At 64.9% G+C, this 15,272-nt stretch carries 12 protein-coding genes; 4 read left to right on the forward strand and 8 right to left on the reverse strand.

Annotated features, from left to right (window positions below):
- The first annotated feature begins 8 nt into the window (after positions 1 to 8).
- Entirely contained in the window at positions 9 to 1,568 is a 1,560-nt protein-coding gene (locus tag MKD49_RS03935; RefSeq protein ID WP_252695528.1) for a sensor domain-containing diguanylate cyclase, read from the forward strand.
- A 127-nt stretch (positions 1,569 to 1,695) separates the two neighbouring features.
- On the opposite strand, the gene MKD49_RS03940 is transcribed toward MKD49_RS03935, so the two are convergent.
- Positions 1,696 to 2,697 carry a class 1 fructose-bisphosphatase gene (locus MKD49_RS03940; RefSeq protein WP_039784418.1) on the reverse strand — a complete coding sequence of 334 codons (1,002 nt, stop codon included), beginning with the start codon at positions 2,695 to 2,697 and terminating at the stop codon, positions 1,696 to 1,698.
- 75 nt (positions 2,698 to 2,772) lie between these two features.
- Complete coding sequence (pepN, locus tag MKD49_RS03945) at positions 2,773 to 5,469, reverse strand: aminopeptidase N (protein WP_252695529.1); 2,697 nt, start codon at positions 5,467 to 5,469, stop codon at positions 2,773 to 2,775.
- 425 nt (positions 5,470 to 5,894) lie between these two features.
- On the opposite strand from pepN, the gene MKD49_RS03950 reads away from it, so the two are divergent.
- Positions 5,895 to 6,548: a DUF4136 domain-containing protein gene (locus tag MKD49_RS03950; RefSeq protein WP_034339484.1), complete on the forward strand. Its 654-nt coding sequence runs from the start codon at positions 5,895 to 5,897 to the stop codon at positions 6,546 to 6,548.
- A gap of 6 nt (positions 6,549 to 6,554) precedes the next feature.
- Here MKD49_RS03950 and MKD49_RS03955 read toward each other — a convergent pair whose 3' ends face one another.
- The 6 genes from MKD49_RS03955 to MKD49_RS03980 form a co-directional block, all read right to left on the reverse strand.
- On the reverse strand, positions 6,555 to 7,490 hold the full coding sequence (locus MKD49_RS03955) for an EamA family transporter (protein WP_252695530.1): 936 nt from the start codon (positions 7,488 to 7,490) through the stop codon (positions 6,555 to 6,557).
- 121 nt (positions 7,491 to 7,611) lie between these two features.
- Positions 7,612 to 8,772: an ABC transporter substrate-binding protein gene (locus MKD49_RS03960; RefSeq protein WP_252695531.1), complete on the reverse strand. Its 1,161-nt coding sequence runs from the start codon at positions 8,770 to 8,772 to the stop codon at positions 7,612 to 7,614.
- A 179-nt stretch (positions 8,773 to 8,951) separates the two neighbouring features.
- On the reverse strand, positions 8,952 to 9,122 hold the full coding sequence (locus MKD49_RS03965) for a hypothetical protein (protein WP_166675083.1): 171 nt from the start codon (positions 9,120 to 9,122) through the stop codon (positions 8,952 to 8,954).
- 44 nt (positions 9,123 to 9,166) lie between these two features.
- Positions 9,167 to 10,141, reverse strand: a complete 975-nt coding sequence (locus MKD49_RS03970; RefSeq protein ID WP_134136729.1) for a quinone oxidoreductase — start codon at positions 10,139 to 10,141, stop codon at positions 9,167 to 9,169.
- 69 nt (positions 10,142 to 10,210) lie between these two features.
- Positions 10,211 to 11,131: a DMT family transporter gene (locus MKD49_RS03975; protein ID WP_227022749.1), complete on the reverse strand. Its 921-nt coding sequence runs from the start codon at positions 11,129 to 11,131 to the stop codon at positions 10,211 to 10,213.
- A 58-nt stretch (positions 11,132 to 11,189) separates the two neighbouring features.
- Positions 11,190 to 12,833: a helicase HerA-like C-terminal domain-containing protein gene (locus MKD49_RS03980; RefSeq protein ID WP_252695532.1), complete on the reverse strand. Its 1,644-nt coding sequence runs from the start codon at positions 12,831 to 12,833 to the stop codon at positions 11,190 to 11,192.
- A 229-nt stretch (positions 12,834 to 13,062) separates the two neighbouring features.
- On the opposite strand from MKD49_RS03980, the gene MKD49_RS03985 reads away from it, so the two are divergent.
- A complete protein-coding gene (locus MKD49_RS03985) occupies positions 13,063 to 13,788 on the forward strand; it encodes a YebC/PmpR family DNA-binding transcriptional regulator (protein ID WP_034336305.1) in 726 nt (241 codons plus the stop codon).
- An 84-nt stretch (positions 13,789 to 13,872) separates the two neighbouring features.
- Positions 13,873 to 15,141, forward strand: a complete 1,269-nt coding sequence (purD, locus tag MKD49_RS03990; RefSeq protein ID WP_034336307.1) for a phosphoribosylamine--glycine ligase — start codon at positions 13,873 to 13,875, stop codon at positions 15,139 to 15,141.
- The last annotated feature ends 131 nt before the right edge of the window (positions 15,142 to 15,272 follow it).

Below are 15,272 nucleotides of genomic sequence, written 5' to 3' on the forward strand. Positions count from 1 at the left end.
TGCGGCCAATGCTGGCAAAGGCAGGGCGGGTAGCGCGCCATTCCGTGGCGCGGCGGGCACGGCTGTTCGTCGCGCTGATCTGCGTGGCCATCGCGGCTGGCCACGTCTGGCAAAGCCTGGCCGCGCGCACGGTGCAGCTGGACAACACCCGCACCTATTCCGGCAACATCGCGCGCGCCCTGGCGCGCCATGCCTATGACGTGTTCCAGGCCACCCACGGCGCGCTGATCAACATCAGCGACCGTATCGACGATGCCGGCACCACCCATGCGCAGCTGCACGCCATGAGCCCGGTCCTGCGCCGCCTGGCCAGCGAAATGCCGCAGCTCGACGGGCTCTACATCTTCGACGAGCACGGCAATCGCGTGGCCAGTTCTTCGCCGCCGCGCCCCAGCGATGCCAACAACAGCGACCGCGCGTATTTCATCTATCACCGCGATCACGACGATCCCCAACCGCACATCCATCCGACACTGCTCAGCCGCAGTACCGACCAGTGGATCATTCCGATGTCGCGCCGCCTGAATCATCCCGATGGGCGCTTCGCCGGGCTGCTGCTGGCGACCTTGCGGCTGGATCACTTCAACGCCCTGTACCAGACCGTGGAGATCGGCCGCGACAGTTCCATCCTGCTGCTCCTGCGGCCCGGCAAGGTCCTGACGCGGCAGCCTTTCGATCCCGCCTACATCAATCACGACCTGAGCCTGGACCCGGTCATCGGCGAAGCGCTGGCCAGTCCAACCAGCGGCCATGTACTGCTGCATTCGCCGCTGGACGACATCGACCGCTACGTGTCGTACCAGCCGGTGCAGGGCTTCCCGCTGATCGTCACCGTGACCACATCGAGCAATGAAGCGCTCGCCCCGTGGCGGCAGCAGACCATCGTGTATGGTGCGGCGGTGCTGCTGTTGCTGATCATCATCGGGCTGTTCGGGTGGCGGCTGATCGGGCAGATCGAGCTGCGCCTGGTGGCCGAGGATCGCGCGCTGCAGGTGATGGGCGAGCTGCACCAGGCCAACCAGCGGCTGGAGCAGCTGGCGCATCAGGATGGCCTGACCGGCCTGGCCAACCGCCGTCATCTCGATACCGTACTGGCGGCGGAATTCCGGCGTGCCGCACGCAGCAAGTCGGCTCTCTCGCTGATCATGATCGATGTGGATTTCTTCAAGCAGTACAACGACCTCTACGGCCATCAGGCGGGCGACGAATGTCTGCGCCGCATTGCCGCCGTCCTGCGCGAGCGCCAGCGCCGGCCGGGCGATCTGGCCGCACGCTATGGCGGCGAGGAAATGCTCATGCTGCTGCCCGATACCGATGCCGCCGGAGCGGTGCAGGTGGCGGAGAAGATCCGCGCCGGCATCCAGGCACTGGATCTGCCTCATCGCGGCAATCCGCGCGGCGTGGTCACGGCCAGCGCGGGCGTGTGCGCCATGGAATTGCTGCCAGCAGGCGAGCGCACCGTGGAAGACTTGCTCGGGCGCGCCGATGCGGCCCTCTATGAAGCCAAGCATGGCGGGCGCAATCAGGTGCGGCTGGCGCAGGCGGGAGCGCCGTCGGCACAGAGCTGACACGCGCGCAGCAGAATCAAGCACAGAAAAACCTGCGGTAAACCGCACAGAAAAGCGGGCATAAAAAATGCCGCCTGGTGCAAACCGGGCGGCATGTTCTGCAGCAGGCGAGTGATTCGCCGGACGCTTATTCCTTGTGATAGGAGGTCACGCGCTCCACTTCATTCTTCGAGCCCAGGAACACGGCCACGCGCTGGTGCAGCTTTTCCGGCTGGATGTCGAGGATGCGCTGCTGGCCATCGGTGGCGGCGCCACCGGCCTGCTCGACGATGAAGGCCATCGGGTTGGCTTCGTACATCAGGCGCAGCTTGCCCGGCTTGCCCGGCTCACGCGCATCGGCCGGGTACATGAAGATGCCGCCGCGGTTCAGGATGCGATGCACGTCGGCCACCATGGAGGCGATCCAGCGCATGTTGAAATCCTTGCCGCGCGGACCGGTGGAGCCGGCCAGCATTTCATCGACGTAGCGGGTGACCGGCGGGAACCAGTGACGCTGATTGGAGGCGTTGATGGCGAACTCCTTGGTGTCTTCGGGAATCTTGATGTCTTTCTGGGTCAGCACCCAGGCGCCCATTTCGCGGTCCAGCGTGAAGCAGTGCACGCCGTCGCCGGTGGTCAGCACCAGCACGGTCTGCGGGCCGTAGACGGCATAGCCGGCGGCGACCTGCTTGGTGCCGGGCTGCATGAAGTCCTGCTCGCTGGGTTCGGTCATGCCTTCCGGGGCCTTCAGCACCGAGAAGATGGTGCCGATGGAGACGTTGACGTCGATGTTGGAGGAGCCATCCAGCGGATCGAACATCAGCAGGTATTCGCCCTTGGGATAGCGGTTGGGGATGCGGTGGATGGTCTCCATTTCCTCGGAGGCCATGGCCGCCAGGTGGCCGCCCCATTCATTGGCTTCCAGCAGGATCTCGTTGGAGATCACGTCCAGCTTCTTCTGCACTTCGCCTTGCACGTTCTCGCTGCCGGCGCTGCCCAGCACTTCGCCCAGCGCACCCTTGCCGACCGCATGCGAGATCGACTTGCAGGCACGGCCGACGACTTCGATCAGCAGGCGCAGTTCGGACGGGATCTTGTTGTGCAGGCGTTGCTGCTCGATCAGGTGTTGCGTGAGGCTGATACGTTTCATGGTGGTCTTCCTTGCAGTGGTTTTTATTTAATGAATCGGATGAATGAGTGATGGGTCAATTATCTGTCTGACAGATCAATCGGCCAGGGCCTTGGTGATGACTTCGGCCACGTCGCGCGAGAGTTTGGGGGTGGCCGCAACCTGTTGCAGGGCCAGGCGCATCTTTTCCTGCAGCGCCGGGGTGTACTTGCGCCAGCGGTCCAGGCTGCGGGCCAGGCGCGCGGCCACTTGCGGATTGCTGCCGTTCAGGGCGATCACCTGTTCGGCCCAGAAGGCATAGCCGTTGCCGTCCAGCGCATGGAAGGCCGAGGGGTTGCCGTTGCAGAAGCTGAAGATCAGGCTGCGTGCGCGATTCGGATTCTTGAGCGTGAAAGCCGGATGCTCGGTCAGGGTGCGCACGGTGTTCACGTCGGCATTGCGGGCCGTGGCCTGCAGGGTGAACCACTTGTCGATGACCAGGGCTTCCTGTTCGAACTCGGCGTAGAAGCGCTGCAGGGCTTCGCTCTTGCCGGGGGCGGCGCTGTTGAGCACGGCCGAGAGTGCGGCCAGGCGGTCGGTCATGTTGTTGGCGTCCTGGTCCTGCTGCTGGGCCAGGGCCATGGCTTCTTCATCATCCAGCTCGGCCAGGTAGGACAGGGCCACGTTCTTCAAGGCACGGTGACCGGCCGAAGCGGCGTCGGGGCTGTAGGCACCCGGGGTCTGGTGGGCGCGATACACGGCCAGCAGATCATCGCGCAGTTCGCGCGCCAGCGAGCGGCGCAGGAACTGGCGCGCCACGTGGATGGCGTGCGGATCGATGACTTCCATCTGTTCGGCGATCATGGTTTCCGACGGCAGGGTCAGCACCAGTTCGCGGAAGGCAGGATCCAGCGACTCGTCCTTGAGGGTGGCGCGCAGCGCTTCGGCCAGGGCACCATCGTGCTCGATGTTGTTGAGCACGGTGTCGACCGCCACCACATGGCCGGACTGGCGCGCGGCCTGCACGGCCACCGTCAGGTTCAGCAGACGGCGCGTGGCCAGGCGCTGGCCGGCTTCCCAGCGGTTGAAGGCATCGCTGTCGTGGGCCATCAGGAAGGCCAGTTCGGCATCGCTGTAGTCGTATTGCAGGACCACCGGCGCGGAGAAACCGCGCAGCAGCGACGGCACCGGCTTTTCATCGACGTTGATGAAGGTGAAGCTCTGCTTGGCCTTGGTCAGTTCCAGCACGCGGGTGGTGGCACCGGCCTTCTTCTCGCCTTGCAGGGTCAGCGCCAGGTCACGGCCCTGCGCATCCAGCAGGCCCACGGCTACCGGAATGTGGAAGGGCTGTTTCTTCTTCTGGCCGGGCGTGGCCGGGCAGCTCTGTTCCAGCGTCAGGGTCAGGGTCTTGCGCTTGGCGTCGTAGTCCGCGCTGGCTTGCACCAGCGGCGTGCCGGCCTGGCTGTACCAGCGTTCGAATTGCGACAGGTCGCGGCCATTGGCGTCGGCCATGGCGGCGCGGAAATCGTCGCAGGTCACGGCCTGGCCATCGTGGCGCTTGAAGTACAGGTCCATGCCCTTGCGGAAGCCGTCACGGCCCAGCAGGGTCTGGTACATGCGCACCACTTCAGCGCCCTTTTCGTAGACGGTGACGGTGTAGAAATTGTTGATCTCGACAAACGAATCGGGACGCACCGGGTGGGCCATCGGACCGGCATCTTCCGGGAACTGCGCCTGGCGCAGCACGCGCACGTCATCGATGCGCTTGACGGCACGGCCGCTGTCGCTGCCGATCATGTCGGCCGAGAATTCCTGGTCGCGGAAGACGGTCAGGCCTTCCTTCAGCGACAGCTGGAACCAGTCGCGGCAGGTGACGCGGTTGCCGGTCCAGTTGTGGAAATATTCGTGGCCGACCACCGCTTCGATGTTGGCGAAGTCGACATCGGTGGCGATGCGCGGATTGGCCAGCACGTACTTGGTGTTGAAGATGTTCAGGCCCTTGTTTTCCATGGCGCCCATGTTGAAGTCGCCCACCGCCACGATCATGAAGCGGTCCAGGTCGAGGTCCAGGCCGAAGCGTTCCACGTCCCAGGTGATGCTGTTCTTCAGGGACTCCATGGCGTGCTGGGTCTTGTCGAGGTTGCCCTCTTCCACCCACACCTGCAGCAGCGCATCGCGGCCCGAGTGCAGGCGCACGGTTTCTTCCTGGCAGACCAGCTGGCCGGCCACCAGGGCGAACAGGTAAGAAGGCTTCTTGAACGGATCTTTCCACTTCGCATAGTGGCGGCCATCGGGCAGCTCACCCTCTTCGATCAGGTTGCCGTTGGACAGCAGCACCGGATAGCGCGCCTTGTCGGCGCGCAGCATGACGGTGAATTTGGCCATCACATCCGGACGATCCGGGAAATAGGTGATCTTGCGGAAGCCTTCGGCTTCGCATTGGGTGAAGAAATTGCCATTGGACACATACAGGCCCATGAGCGAGGTGTTGCGGTCCGGATGGACCAGGGTCTCGATCTCCAGCGTCACCTTGGCCGGGGCGGCGGGGATGGTCAGCACGCCGCCGACGATGCGGAAATCGCCCTTGGCCTGCGAGAGCGTCTTGCCGTTCAGGCGCAGGGCCACCAGTTCCAGCTCTTCGCCGAAGAGGATCAGGTCGCGGCCCTTGGCGTCCGGGTTGCGGGTCAGGGTGATGCGGGTGGCCACACGGGTGTCAGCGGGATCGAGGTCGAAACCCATCTCGACGGTGTCCGCCAGGTAATTGGGAGCGGCGTAGTCTTTACGGTAGATCGTCTGGGGCGTATCGGTGCGCATGGAGGCCTGTCCGGGAAGGGAAATGGAGGTCAGAAAATGAGGGCTAAAGTGAAGGCTAAGACAGCAGGAAGCCAATTCAGGTGCAGCAAAAACCCGATTTTACCAATCATCCCGCACTGCGCGAATGGAATCGGCCGGATTTGCCGCGCTCGTCTCCATCAGGGACTGTTGGCGGGAAGCATGGTTCATATCGGCCTCCGGCCGGTACAATGGCGAAACCGGCCCTTGCCCCAGATTGGGGCGAAGCAGGCAGGCGCAGCGGGGTTTTCCGGCTGTCGCTTTCCACGCGGGATCAAAATGGCCGCTTGCAGGGTCTGACGAGGCAAGGTTTTTTGCCTTTTGCTTCATATCGCCCCGCAAGCGCCCTTCCCACGGCATCCCAGCCTTCTGCCCGGTGCCCGGCTTTTTTCTGAGGGAGTTCGTTCATGAAACGCTGGCTTTATCCCCTTCTTGCAGCGGCCAGCCTGCTGCTGTCCGGTTGCGCCTCGGTAATCGAGAGCAACGTCACCTCTTTCCACGCCTGGTCGCCCGACTACAACCAGCGCGCCTATGCCTTCGCGCCCGCCAAGGAACAGGAGAATGACCTGCAATACCAGAACTACGCCGGGCTGATCCGCCAGGAGCTGCAATTCCTCGGCTTCACCGAGGCGCGCGATCTGAAGTCGGCGCAATTGCAGGTCAGCTTCGGCTACGGGATGAATACCGAGCAGGTGGTAGTGAGCCGGCCGGCCTATGATCCCTTCTTCTACGGACCGGGGCCGGGCTGGGGACGCTTTGGTCCGCGCCCGTTCGGCTTCTACGGCCCTTACGGACCGTTCTATGATCCCTTCTGGTATGGCGGTCCGATGCAGACCACCAGCTATCCGGTCTTCCTGCGCCGGCTGCAGATCGGCATCAGCCAGGCCAGCGACGGCAAGAAGCTGTTCGACGTCGTGGTCGACAGCGAAGGCCAGCGTGCCGGACTGACGGCCGCCATGCCGGCCATGGTGCGCGCGGCCTTCGAGGATTTCCCCGGTCCCAGCGGCGTGACGCGCCACATCCGCATCAAGGTGGACAAGAACGGCCAGCCGGAGAACTGATCCCGCTCACCCGTGCGGCGACCGCCCGAGCCGCTTGCCCAGGCCCCAGATGCTCAGCAACAACAGCGCGCCGCCCAGCCACTGGGTAGCGCTCAGGGTCTGGCCCAGCAATACGGCGGCCAGCAGGACTGCCGTGAGCGGTTCGATCAGGGTCGCCACGGTCAGCGCCGTGGGCGTCAGGCGTGCGGCGCCCCAGCTGAACACCAGCAGCGCCAGCGCCGCCGTGACCACCCCCAGGTACAGATACCAGGCTTGCGGCGGCAAGCCGCTGGGCCAGTGCAGCGGCCGCGCCAGGCTGGCCAGTCCCATCACCAGCGCCGCCACCACGGTCAGGCAGGTTGCGGAGGGGCCGGCCCCCAGCGCCGTCGAGAGCCGTCCGCTGACCAGCGTGAATCCGGTATAGAGCATGGCCGAGGCGACCGAACAGGCCAGTCCGATGAGCAGGTCCGTCTGGCCTGATGCCGAACTGCCATTGGCCTCATGCCGCGCCACGATCAGCACGGTGCCGCCCAGTGCGGCGGCGAGCACCGCTGCCAGCGTCCAGTCCAGCTTTTCCTGCCCGCGCAACAGCGCGATGACGGTGGAAAACACCGGTGGCAGGCACAGGGCGATCAGCGTGGGAATGGCCGCGCCGATGCGCTCGATTCCCAGGAACCAGAACAGCACGTAGCCGGCCATGGTGGTCCCGGCCAGCACCACGGGCAGCAGCAGCGCGCGCAGAGTCGGCAGGTGGATGCGTGCGCCGAATACCAGGCACAGGAACACCGCACCGACCGCAAAGCGCCAGAAGGAGATGTCGCCCGGCGCGAAGCCGTATTGCGCGATCAGGATGTTGACCACCAGGGCTCCGGTGCCCCACAGGAAACCGGCGCTGCAGGCGGCCATCAGGGCCACGCCGGAGTAGGCGGGCGCAGCCAGCGAAGAGGAACGGGAACCAGACACGGCGGATCCTTGATGAGGGTGGCAAGGGAGGCGATGGCGTACGGCCGGTCGCCGGGCGCCGCGTCACAGTGTAGCCGATCAGGACAGGACCGCGCCGGGCGGCTGCTCCGCTGCCCTGCCCTCAATTGATGAAGCGTCCACCCATGCCGATGGCGGTGAGGTCGACGAAATCCGATCCGCTGTGATCGGCAGGACCGAACTGCAGGCTGAAGCCGCCGCCATCGTAGTTGGCCGGGGTGATGCTCTCCAGCGCCCGGATCAGGCCGGCACGCGTGAGTTGCGGGCCGGCGCGGCGCAAGCCCTCGACCAGGACGCGGGCGGCGATGTAGCCTTCCAGCCCGATGAAATTGCAGCGTGCGCCGGGACTGCTTTCCATGGCCTTCTGGTATTCGTAGACGATGGGCAGCCTGGCCTTGTTGGGAAATGGCACCACCTGGGTGATCTCGGTACCGACCCCGGTCTGCTTGAGGCGTGCGGCCAGCGACAGGCTGCCGACGAAGGAATAATGGGAAAAGCCGCCGAGGTAGCCCGCCGCCCGCATGCGCGTGATGAGCGCCGCGGCCGGCTCGTAGGACACGGCCTGGATCACCACATCGGGGCGCATCTTCATGAACTGTTCTGCCGCCGGCCCCACGGCATCGCTGTTGCGCTCGATGGGCATGCTGCCGACCAGGGTCAGTCCGTATTGCGCTGCGCGCTGGCGCAGGTTGTCCAGCAGGCCCTTGCCGAGCTCATCGTTCTGGTAGAACACCGCCACGCGCTTGCGCCCGGTGCCCTGCAGCTGGCGCAGCAGGAAACCGGTTTCCTGCTCGTAGCTGGCGCGCACGTGGAAGATCAGGCGATTGAAGGGTTCGCGCAGGGCGGCGGCCCCGGTGTGCGGAGCGATCAGCGGAATGCCGGCCTCGCGGATGGCCGGCAGCGCCGCCAGCACCGTGGGCGTGCCGGAAAAACCGAACAGCGCGAATACCTTGTCGCGCCAGATCAGCTGCTGGGTATTGGCCAGGGTGCGTTCGGGCTGGTAGCCGTCATCCAGGCTCAGCAGCCGCACGCGCCGCCCATGCACGCCGCCACGGGCATTGACCTGGGCGAAATAGCTGCGTGCCCCTTCCTGGAAGTCGCGCCCGACCTCGGCGGCCGGGCCGGTAAAGGGGGCCGACTGGCCCAGCACGATTTCCTGCGGGCTCACCCCGTTCTCGGCCGCCTGCGCAGCGTGCAGGCCGCACGCCACGCCCAAGGCCAGACGGCCGCACCAGACAACGACCGCGTGCCAGTTCCTTCCCATCTCCCTCTCCCGCCAAAAATGTTCTCCCTGGAGGCGTTCAGGTGAAGGAATTCACCCGAACGCCGAAGGCAGCATTTGACGATCAAGACGGAGAAAAATGCGTGATCCACGCATAGTCTTGGGTAAACCCCGATAACTTGCGAGATCCGTACCGAAGAATTTCGATATCCAGTGGAAAATCAGGAGAAGTAGGCTTCGCTGGCGAAGGTGATGACCACGATCATGAGCACCGCACAGATCAGCACTGCCAACAGCCGCCCGAACTTGGGCGAGCCGTCGGCGCCGGCCGCCTGCTCGGGGGGATGGCCCATGGGATTGTCGAGGCCGGGGTCGCGCGGGGGCTGGTCCATAGGCATTCCTCTTGTATCAGGGTCATCAGGCGATTACGCGGCCATCACGGGATCAGGATGGTCGAACCGGTGGTCTTGCGGCCTTCCAGGTCGGCGTGGGCCTGGCCGACATCCTTCAAGGCATAGCGCTGGTTGATCTCGATGCTGATCTTGCCGCTCTCGACCATGTCGAACAGGTCGCCTGCGGTGGCATCGAGTTCGGGGCGGGTGGCGATGTAGTTGCCCAGCGAGGGGCGGGTCAGGAAGAGCGAGCCGCGCGAGGCCAGTTCGGACACGCCGAACGGCGGCACCGGACCGGAGGCATTGCCGAAGCTGACCATCATGCCGCGCGGGCGCAGGCAATCCAGCGAGCCGGTGAAGGTGTCCTTGCCGATGGCGTCATAGACCACCGGCACCCCTTTGCCGCCGGTGATTTCCTTGACGCGTTCGACGAAGTTTTCGGTGGTGTAGTTGATGACGTGGGCCGCACCATGCTGCTTGGCCAGGGCCGCCTTCTCGTCGCTGCTGACGGTGCCGATCAGGTTCACGCCCAGGGCGCGCGCCCACTGGCAGGCGATCAGGCCGATGCCGCCGGCGGCTGCATGGAACAGGATGGTCTCGCCGGGCTGTACGGCATAGGTCTGGCGCAGCAGGTATTGCACCGTCATGCCCTGCAGCATCATGGCCGCTGCGGTATCGAAACTGATGGCATCCGGCAGCTTGACCAGGATGTCGGCCGGCATCACGCGCGCTTCGGCATAAGCGCCATTGGGACGGCCGGCATAGGCCACGCGGTCACCGACCTGGAAACCGGCCACGCCCGCACCAACGGCTTCGATGGTGCCGGCCGCTTCCTGGCCCAGGCCGGCTGGCAGCGGCTGCGGATAGAGGCCGGAGCGGAAATAGCAATCGATGAAGTTCAGGCCGACGGCAGCGTGGCGGATGCGGACTTCACCGGGACCCGGTTCGCCCACTTCCACGTCCACATATTCCATGACTTCGGGGCCGCCGGTCTTGCTCATGCGGATTGCTTTTGCCATCTGGGTCTCCTTGTAGTGAGTGGATTTCTAGCCTGAACATTCATATATCGAGAGGCAGTATAGAACGCCTCAGCGCTTCTTGCGCGACAGCAGCCACATGCCCGCCAGCACCAGGGCGGTGCCGGCCAGCTGGATGCCGGTGATCGGTTCATCCAGCAGCACGGCGCCCATGAAGAGCGTCGAGACCGGCCCCACCAGCCCCGCCTGGGCGGCCGTGGGGGCACCGATGCGGGCCACCGCCACCATGGTCAGGAACACCGGCAGCACCGTGCAGAACACTGCATTGAAAAGTGACAGCTGGTACACCGGGGCCACCTGCGTGACCAGGTCGGCGGGCGCGCGCAAGATGAAGAACTGGATCAGGCAGGCCACGCTGGAGACGCACATGGCATAGGCCACCAGCCGCACCGCGCCGACCCGGCGCACCAGTTCGCCGGAAGAGATCAGGTAGATCGAATAGCTCAGGGCCGATCCCAGCACCAGAGCACTGCCGAGGATGACGTTGCTGCCGCCGGACTGCAGGTCATGCTGGAGCACCAGCACGGTACCGAAGTAGGACACCAGCAGCGCCGCCCATTCGATCCAGCCGACCTTGCGCTTGAAGAAGAAAAAGGCGATCAGCATCACGAAGGAAGGCGTGAGGAACAGGATCAATCGTTCCAGCCCGGCCGAGATATATTGCAGCCCGAGAAAATCGAGGAAGCTCGACAGGTAATAGCCCATCAATCCCAGCACCACGATGCGCAGCACGTCGGCGCGCGCCAGGGGCGGCTGGGTGCGCGCTTTCCAGAGCGCCACGGCGGCAAACATGGGGAAAGAAAACAGCATGCGCAGCGTGATCACCATGACCGCATCGACCTGGTAGCGGTACATCAGCTTGGCCACGATGGCCTTGGCGGAAAAGAAGATGGCACCAATGATGGCGAGCAGCAGCCCGCCCAGGAAGGCCTGGCGCGGAGTGGAATGAACGGGAGTGTGGGCGGCAGTCATGGCCGCGATTGTAAACCCTGGGCTGCGCGCGCGCCGCGCGGGCGCGCGCAGCACCACATCAGCGTTTCTTCATCAGCGAACCGAGCACGCCGCGAATGAGCTCGCGCCCGACCTGCGAACCGATGCTGCGTGCAGCCGACTTGACCATGGCCTGCAGGGGAGAATCGCTGCGGCGATTGCCGCTGCCGCTGCCGAAGATGCCACCGGCGGCATCCTTGAGCAGGTCGCCCAGACCACCGCCCTGATCCTGCTGTGACTGTGGCTGTGGAGCGGGTTGCGGCTGCGGCATGCGCGCACCCCCACTGGGACGCGAGGTGCTGGCAGGGGCCGGTGCGCTACGGCCTGCCGATGCGCCCCAGGCATTGTCATCGGCCGGAGCGGGGGCTGGTTGCGGCGCCGGAGCAGGCGCTGCCTGCGGCTGCTGCACCGCGCGTCCCTTCAGGCGTTCATAGGCCGACTCACGGTCGATGGCCTGTTCGTAGACGCCGGCCACCAGCGAAGAGGCGATCAGGGCGCGCCGTTCCTCCACGCCGATCGGGCCGATCTGCGACGCCGGGGTCAGCACGTAGCCGCGCTCGACCATGTTGGGGCGCCCCTTCTCATCGAGGAAGGACACCAGCGCCTCGCCCACGCCCAGCTCGGTGATGGCCTGGGCGGTATTGACCATGGGATTGGGACGGAAGGTTTCAGCAGCAGCCTGCACCGCCTTCTGGTCGCGCGGGGTGTAGGCGCGCAGGGCGTGCTGTACGCGGTTGCCGAGCTGGCCCAGCACGGTGTCGGGGATGTCCAGCGGATTTTGCGTGACGAAGTAGATGCCCACGCCCTTGGACCGGATCAGGCGCACCACCTGCTCGATCTTCTGCAGGAGCGGCTTGGGGGCCTCATCGAAGAGCAGGTGCGCTTCGTCGAAGAAGAAAGCCATCTTGGGCTTGTCCAGGTCGCCCACTTCGGGCAGGTGCTCAAACAGTTCCGACAGCATCCACAGCAGAAAGGTGGAATACAGGCGCGGCGCGTTCATGAGCTTGTCGGCGGCGAGGATGTTGATGATGCCGCGGCCCTGGGCATCGGTCTGCATCCAGTCCTCGATGTTCAACATCGGTTCGCCGAAGAAGCGGTCGCCGCCCTGCTCGTCGATGGCGATCAGCCCGCGCTGGATGGCCCCCACGCTGGCGGCCGAGATGTTGCCGTATTCGGTCTTGAACTGGGCCGCGTTTTCGCCCACGTGCTGCAGCATGGCGCGCAGGTCCTTGGTATCGAGCAGCAGCAGGCCGTGGTCATCGGCAATCTTGAACACCAGTTGCAGCACGCCCTGCTGGGTATCGTTCAGGTTGAGCATGCGGGCCAGCATCAGCGGGCCCATGTCGGAGACGGTGGCGCGCACCGGATGGCCCAGTTCGCCGTAGACGTCCCAGAACGCCACCGGGGCCGCGGCCCAGGCCGGTTCGGGCAGGCCCAGCTGGGCCAGGCGCGCGCTGGTCTTGGGGGAGGCGCTGCCGGCCTTGCCCAGGCCGGAGAGGTCGCCTTTGACGTCGGCCATGAAGACCGGCACGCCGATGTCGGAGAGGGCCTGGGCCAGCACCTGCAGGGTGACCGTCTTGCCGGTGCCGGTGGCACCGGTGATGCAGCCGTGACGGTTGGCCAGTTGCGGCAGCAGGCACAGTTGCCCGCCGGAATGGGTAGCGATGGGAAGCGGATTAATCATCTCGACTGGGCCTTCAAGGCAAAAATGACGGGGTGGCGGTATGGTAAAATGCCCGCCCGATTATAGTCAGAACATGGCGCCAGGAAATGCATTATCGAACCCTGGGCGCCGGGTCCCCCTGCTGCAGCGATGCCTTGCCCGCGCCCGCCGGTCTTGCCGAGGCGCCTCCAGGAGCGGCTTGCGCAGGCGGGACGGTTCTGGCCTCACCCTCTCGCAGGAAAGATTCAACATGGCTGGACACAGCAAATGGGCCAATATTCAGCACCGTAAAGGCCGTCAGGATGAAAAGCGTGGTCGCGTCTGGACCCGCCTGATCAAGGAAATCACCGTCGCCGCCCGCATGGGCGGGGGCGATCCGGACACCAACCCGCGCCTGCGCCTGGCCGTGGACCGTGCCTCCGACGCCAACATGCCCAAGGACAACGTCACCCGCGCCATCCAGCGCGGCACCGGTGCCCTGGACGGCGTGAACTATGAAGAAGTGCGCTATGAAGGCTACGGCATCAACGGCGCAGCCATCATCGTCGATTGCATGACCGACAACCGCGTGCGCACCGTGGCCGAAGTGCGCCATGCCTTCTCCAAGTTCGGCGGCAACATGGGTACCGAAGGTTCGGTGGCCTTCCTCTTCAAGCACTGTGGCCAGCTGATGTACGCGCCCGGTACCGATGAGAATGCCGTCATGGAAGCCGCGCTCGAAGCTGGTGCCGAAGACGTCCTCACCGACGACGAAGGCGGCATCGAAGTGCTGACCGCTCCCAATGATTTCTCGGCCGTGAAGTCCGCCATGGAAGCCGCCGGCTTCAAGGCCGAAGTCGCCGAGATCACCATGAAGCCCTCCACCGAGACCGTGTTTGCGGGCGAGGACGGCGTCAGGATGCAGAAGCTGCTGGATGCGCTGGAGAACCTGGACGATACCCAGGAGCTCTATACCAACGCCGTGATCGAAGAATAATTCACCCGATCACCCAGCCGGTTTATAAAGATACGGACAAGACGACCCTTTCCGCCCCATTCGCCACTTTTATCTTCCTATCCCATGAAAATCCTAGTTGTTGGCTCCGGTGGCCGTGAACATGCGCTGGCCTGGGCCATTGCCAAGTCGCCGCGCATCCAGACGGTCTATGTTGCTCCCGGCAATGGCGGCACCGCGCTCGACGAGCGCCTGCAGAACATCGCCATCACCGATCCCGTGGCCCTGGCCGACTTCGTCGAGCAGGAACACGTGGCGCTGACCGTGGTCGGCCCGGAAGGCCCGCTGGCGGCCGGCATCGTCAACGTGTTCCGCGCCCGTGGCCTGAAGATCTTCGGTCCCACCAGGGAAGCGGCGCAGCTGGAAAGCTCCAAGGACTTCGCCAAGGCCTTCATGCAGCGCCATGCGATCCCGACCGCCGAGTACCAGACCTTCTCGGACGTGGCGGCCGCGCATGACTACATCGCCAAAAAGGGCGCGCCCATCGTCATCAAGGCCGACGGCCTGGCCGCCGGCAAGGGCGTGGTGGTCGCCATGACGCTGGAAGAAGCGCATACGGCCGTGGACATGATGCTCTCCGACAACAAGCTGGGCGACGCCGGTGCGCGCGTGGTGATCGAGGAATTCCTGGCCGGTGAAGAAGCTTCCTTCATCGTCATGGTCGACGGCAAGAACATCCTGCCCCTGGCCACCAGCCAGGACCACAAGCGCCTGCAGGATCACGACCAGGGCCCCAACACCGGCGGCATGGGTGCTTACTCGCCCGCCCCCATCGTCACCCCGGCGCTGCATGCGCGCGTGATGCGCGAGATCATCGTGCCGACCGTGCAGGGCATGGCCAAGGATGGCATCCCGTTCTCCGGCTTCCTGTATGCGGGCCTGATGATCGACGCCGAGGGCAACCCCAAGACGCTGGAATTCAACTGCCGCATGGGCGACCCCGAAACCCAGCCCATCATGGCGCGCCTGAAGACGGACCTGCTGACCGTGTTCGAACATGCGGTCACCGGCACCCTGGACAAGATCGAACTGGAATGGGACCGCCGTACCGCGCTGGGCGTGGTCATGGCTGCCCATGGCTATCCGGAAGAACCGCGCAAGGGTGACCTCATCACCGACATCCCGGCCGAGACCGCCGATTGCGTCACCTTCCACGCCGGTACCACCCTCAACGGCGACAAGCTGACCACCAACGGTGGCCGTGTGCTGTGCGTGGTGGGTCTGGGCGACAGCGTGAAGGTCGCGCAGAAGCACGCCTATGACGCCGCCGACCTGATCCACTTCGCCGGTTCGCAGATGCGCCGCGACATCGGCTGGCGCGCCCTCAAGCGCTAAGCCGGGCCGCATGCCGTCTCCATCCCCCGCAACGCCGTGTGTGTTGCGGGGGATTTCATTTGGAGGGCATGCGCGGCACTTGCCGTGCCACTGCAACAAAATGACGCCTCCGCAGCCTAAGCACGACGGGC

Source organism: Herbaspirillum sp. WGmk3 (assembly GCF_023952535.1).
In the GTDB taxonomy this organism is placed as follows: Bacteria; Pseudomonadota; Gammaproteobacteria; order Burkholderiales; family Burkholderiaceae_D; genus Herbaspirillum; species Herbaspirillum huttiense.

Excerpts from the sequence above, each read along its gene's own strand:
- MKD49_RS03935 (WP_252695528.1), top strand. The coding sequence starts at position 9 with ATGCTGGCAAAGGCAGGGCGGGTAGCGCGCCATTCCGTGGCGCGGCGG.
- MKD49_RS03940 (WP_039784418.1), bottom strand. The coding sequence starts at position 2,697 with ATGAAACGTATCAGCCTCACGCAACACCTGATCGAGCAGCAACGCCTG.
- pepN (WP_252695529.1), bottom strand. The coding sequence starts at position 5,469 with ATGCGCACCGATACGCCCCAGACGATCTACCGTAAAGACTACGCCGCT.
- MKD49_RS03950 (WP_034339484.1), top strand. The coding sequence starts at position 5,895 with ATGAAACGCTGGCTTTATCCCCTTCTTGCAGCGGCCAGCCTGCTGCTG.
- MKD49_RS03960 (WP_252695531.1), bottom strand. The coding sequence starts at position 8,772 with ATGGGAAGGAACTGGCACGCGGTCGTTGTCTGGTGCGGCCGTCTGGCC.
- MKD49_RS03965 (WP_166675083.1), bottom strand. The coding sequence starts at position 9,122 with ATGGACCAGCCCCCGCGCGACCCCGGCCTCGACAATCCCATGGGCCAT.
- MKD49_RS03970 (WP_134136729.1), bottom strand. The coding sequence starts at position 10,141 with ATGGCAAAAGCAATCCGCATGAGCAAGACCGGCGGCCCCGAAGTCATG.
- MKD49_RS03975 (WP_227022749.1), bottom strand. The coding sequence starts at position 11,131 with ATGACTGCCGCCCACACTCCCGTTCATTCCACTCCGCGCCAGGCCTTC.
- MKD49_RS03980 (WP_252695532.1), bottom strand. The coding sequence starts at position 12,833 with ATGATTAATCCGCTTCCCATCGCTACCCATTCCGGCGGGCAACTGTGC.
- MKD49_RS03985 (WP_034336305.1), top strand. The coding sequence starts at position 13,063 with ATGGCTGGACACAGCAAATGGGCCAATATTCAGCACCGTAAAGGCCGT.
- purD (WP_034336307.1), top strand. The coding sequence starts at position 13,873 with ATGAAAATCCTAGTTGTTGGCTCCGGTGGCCGTGAACATGCGCTGGCC.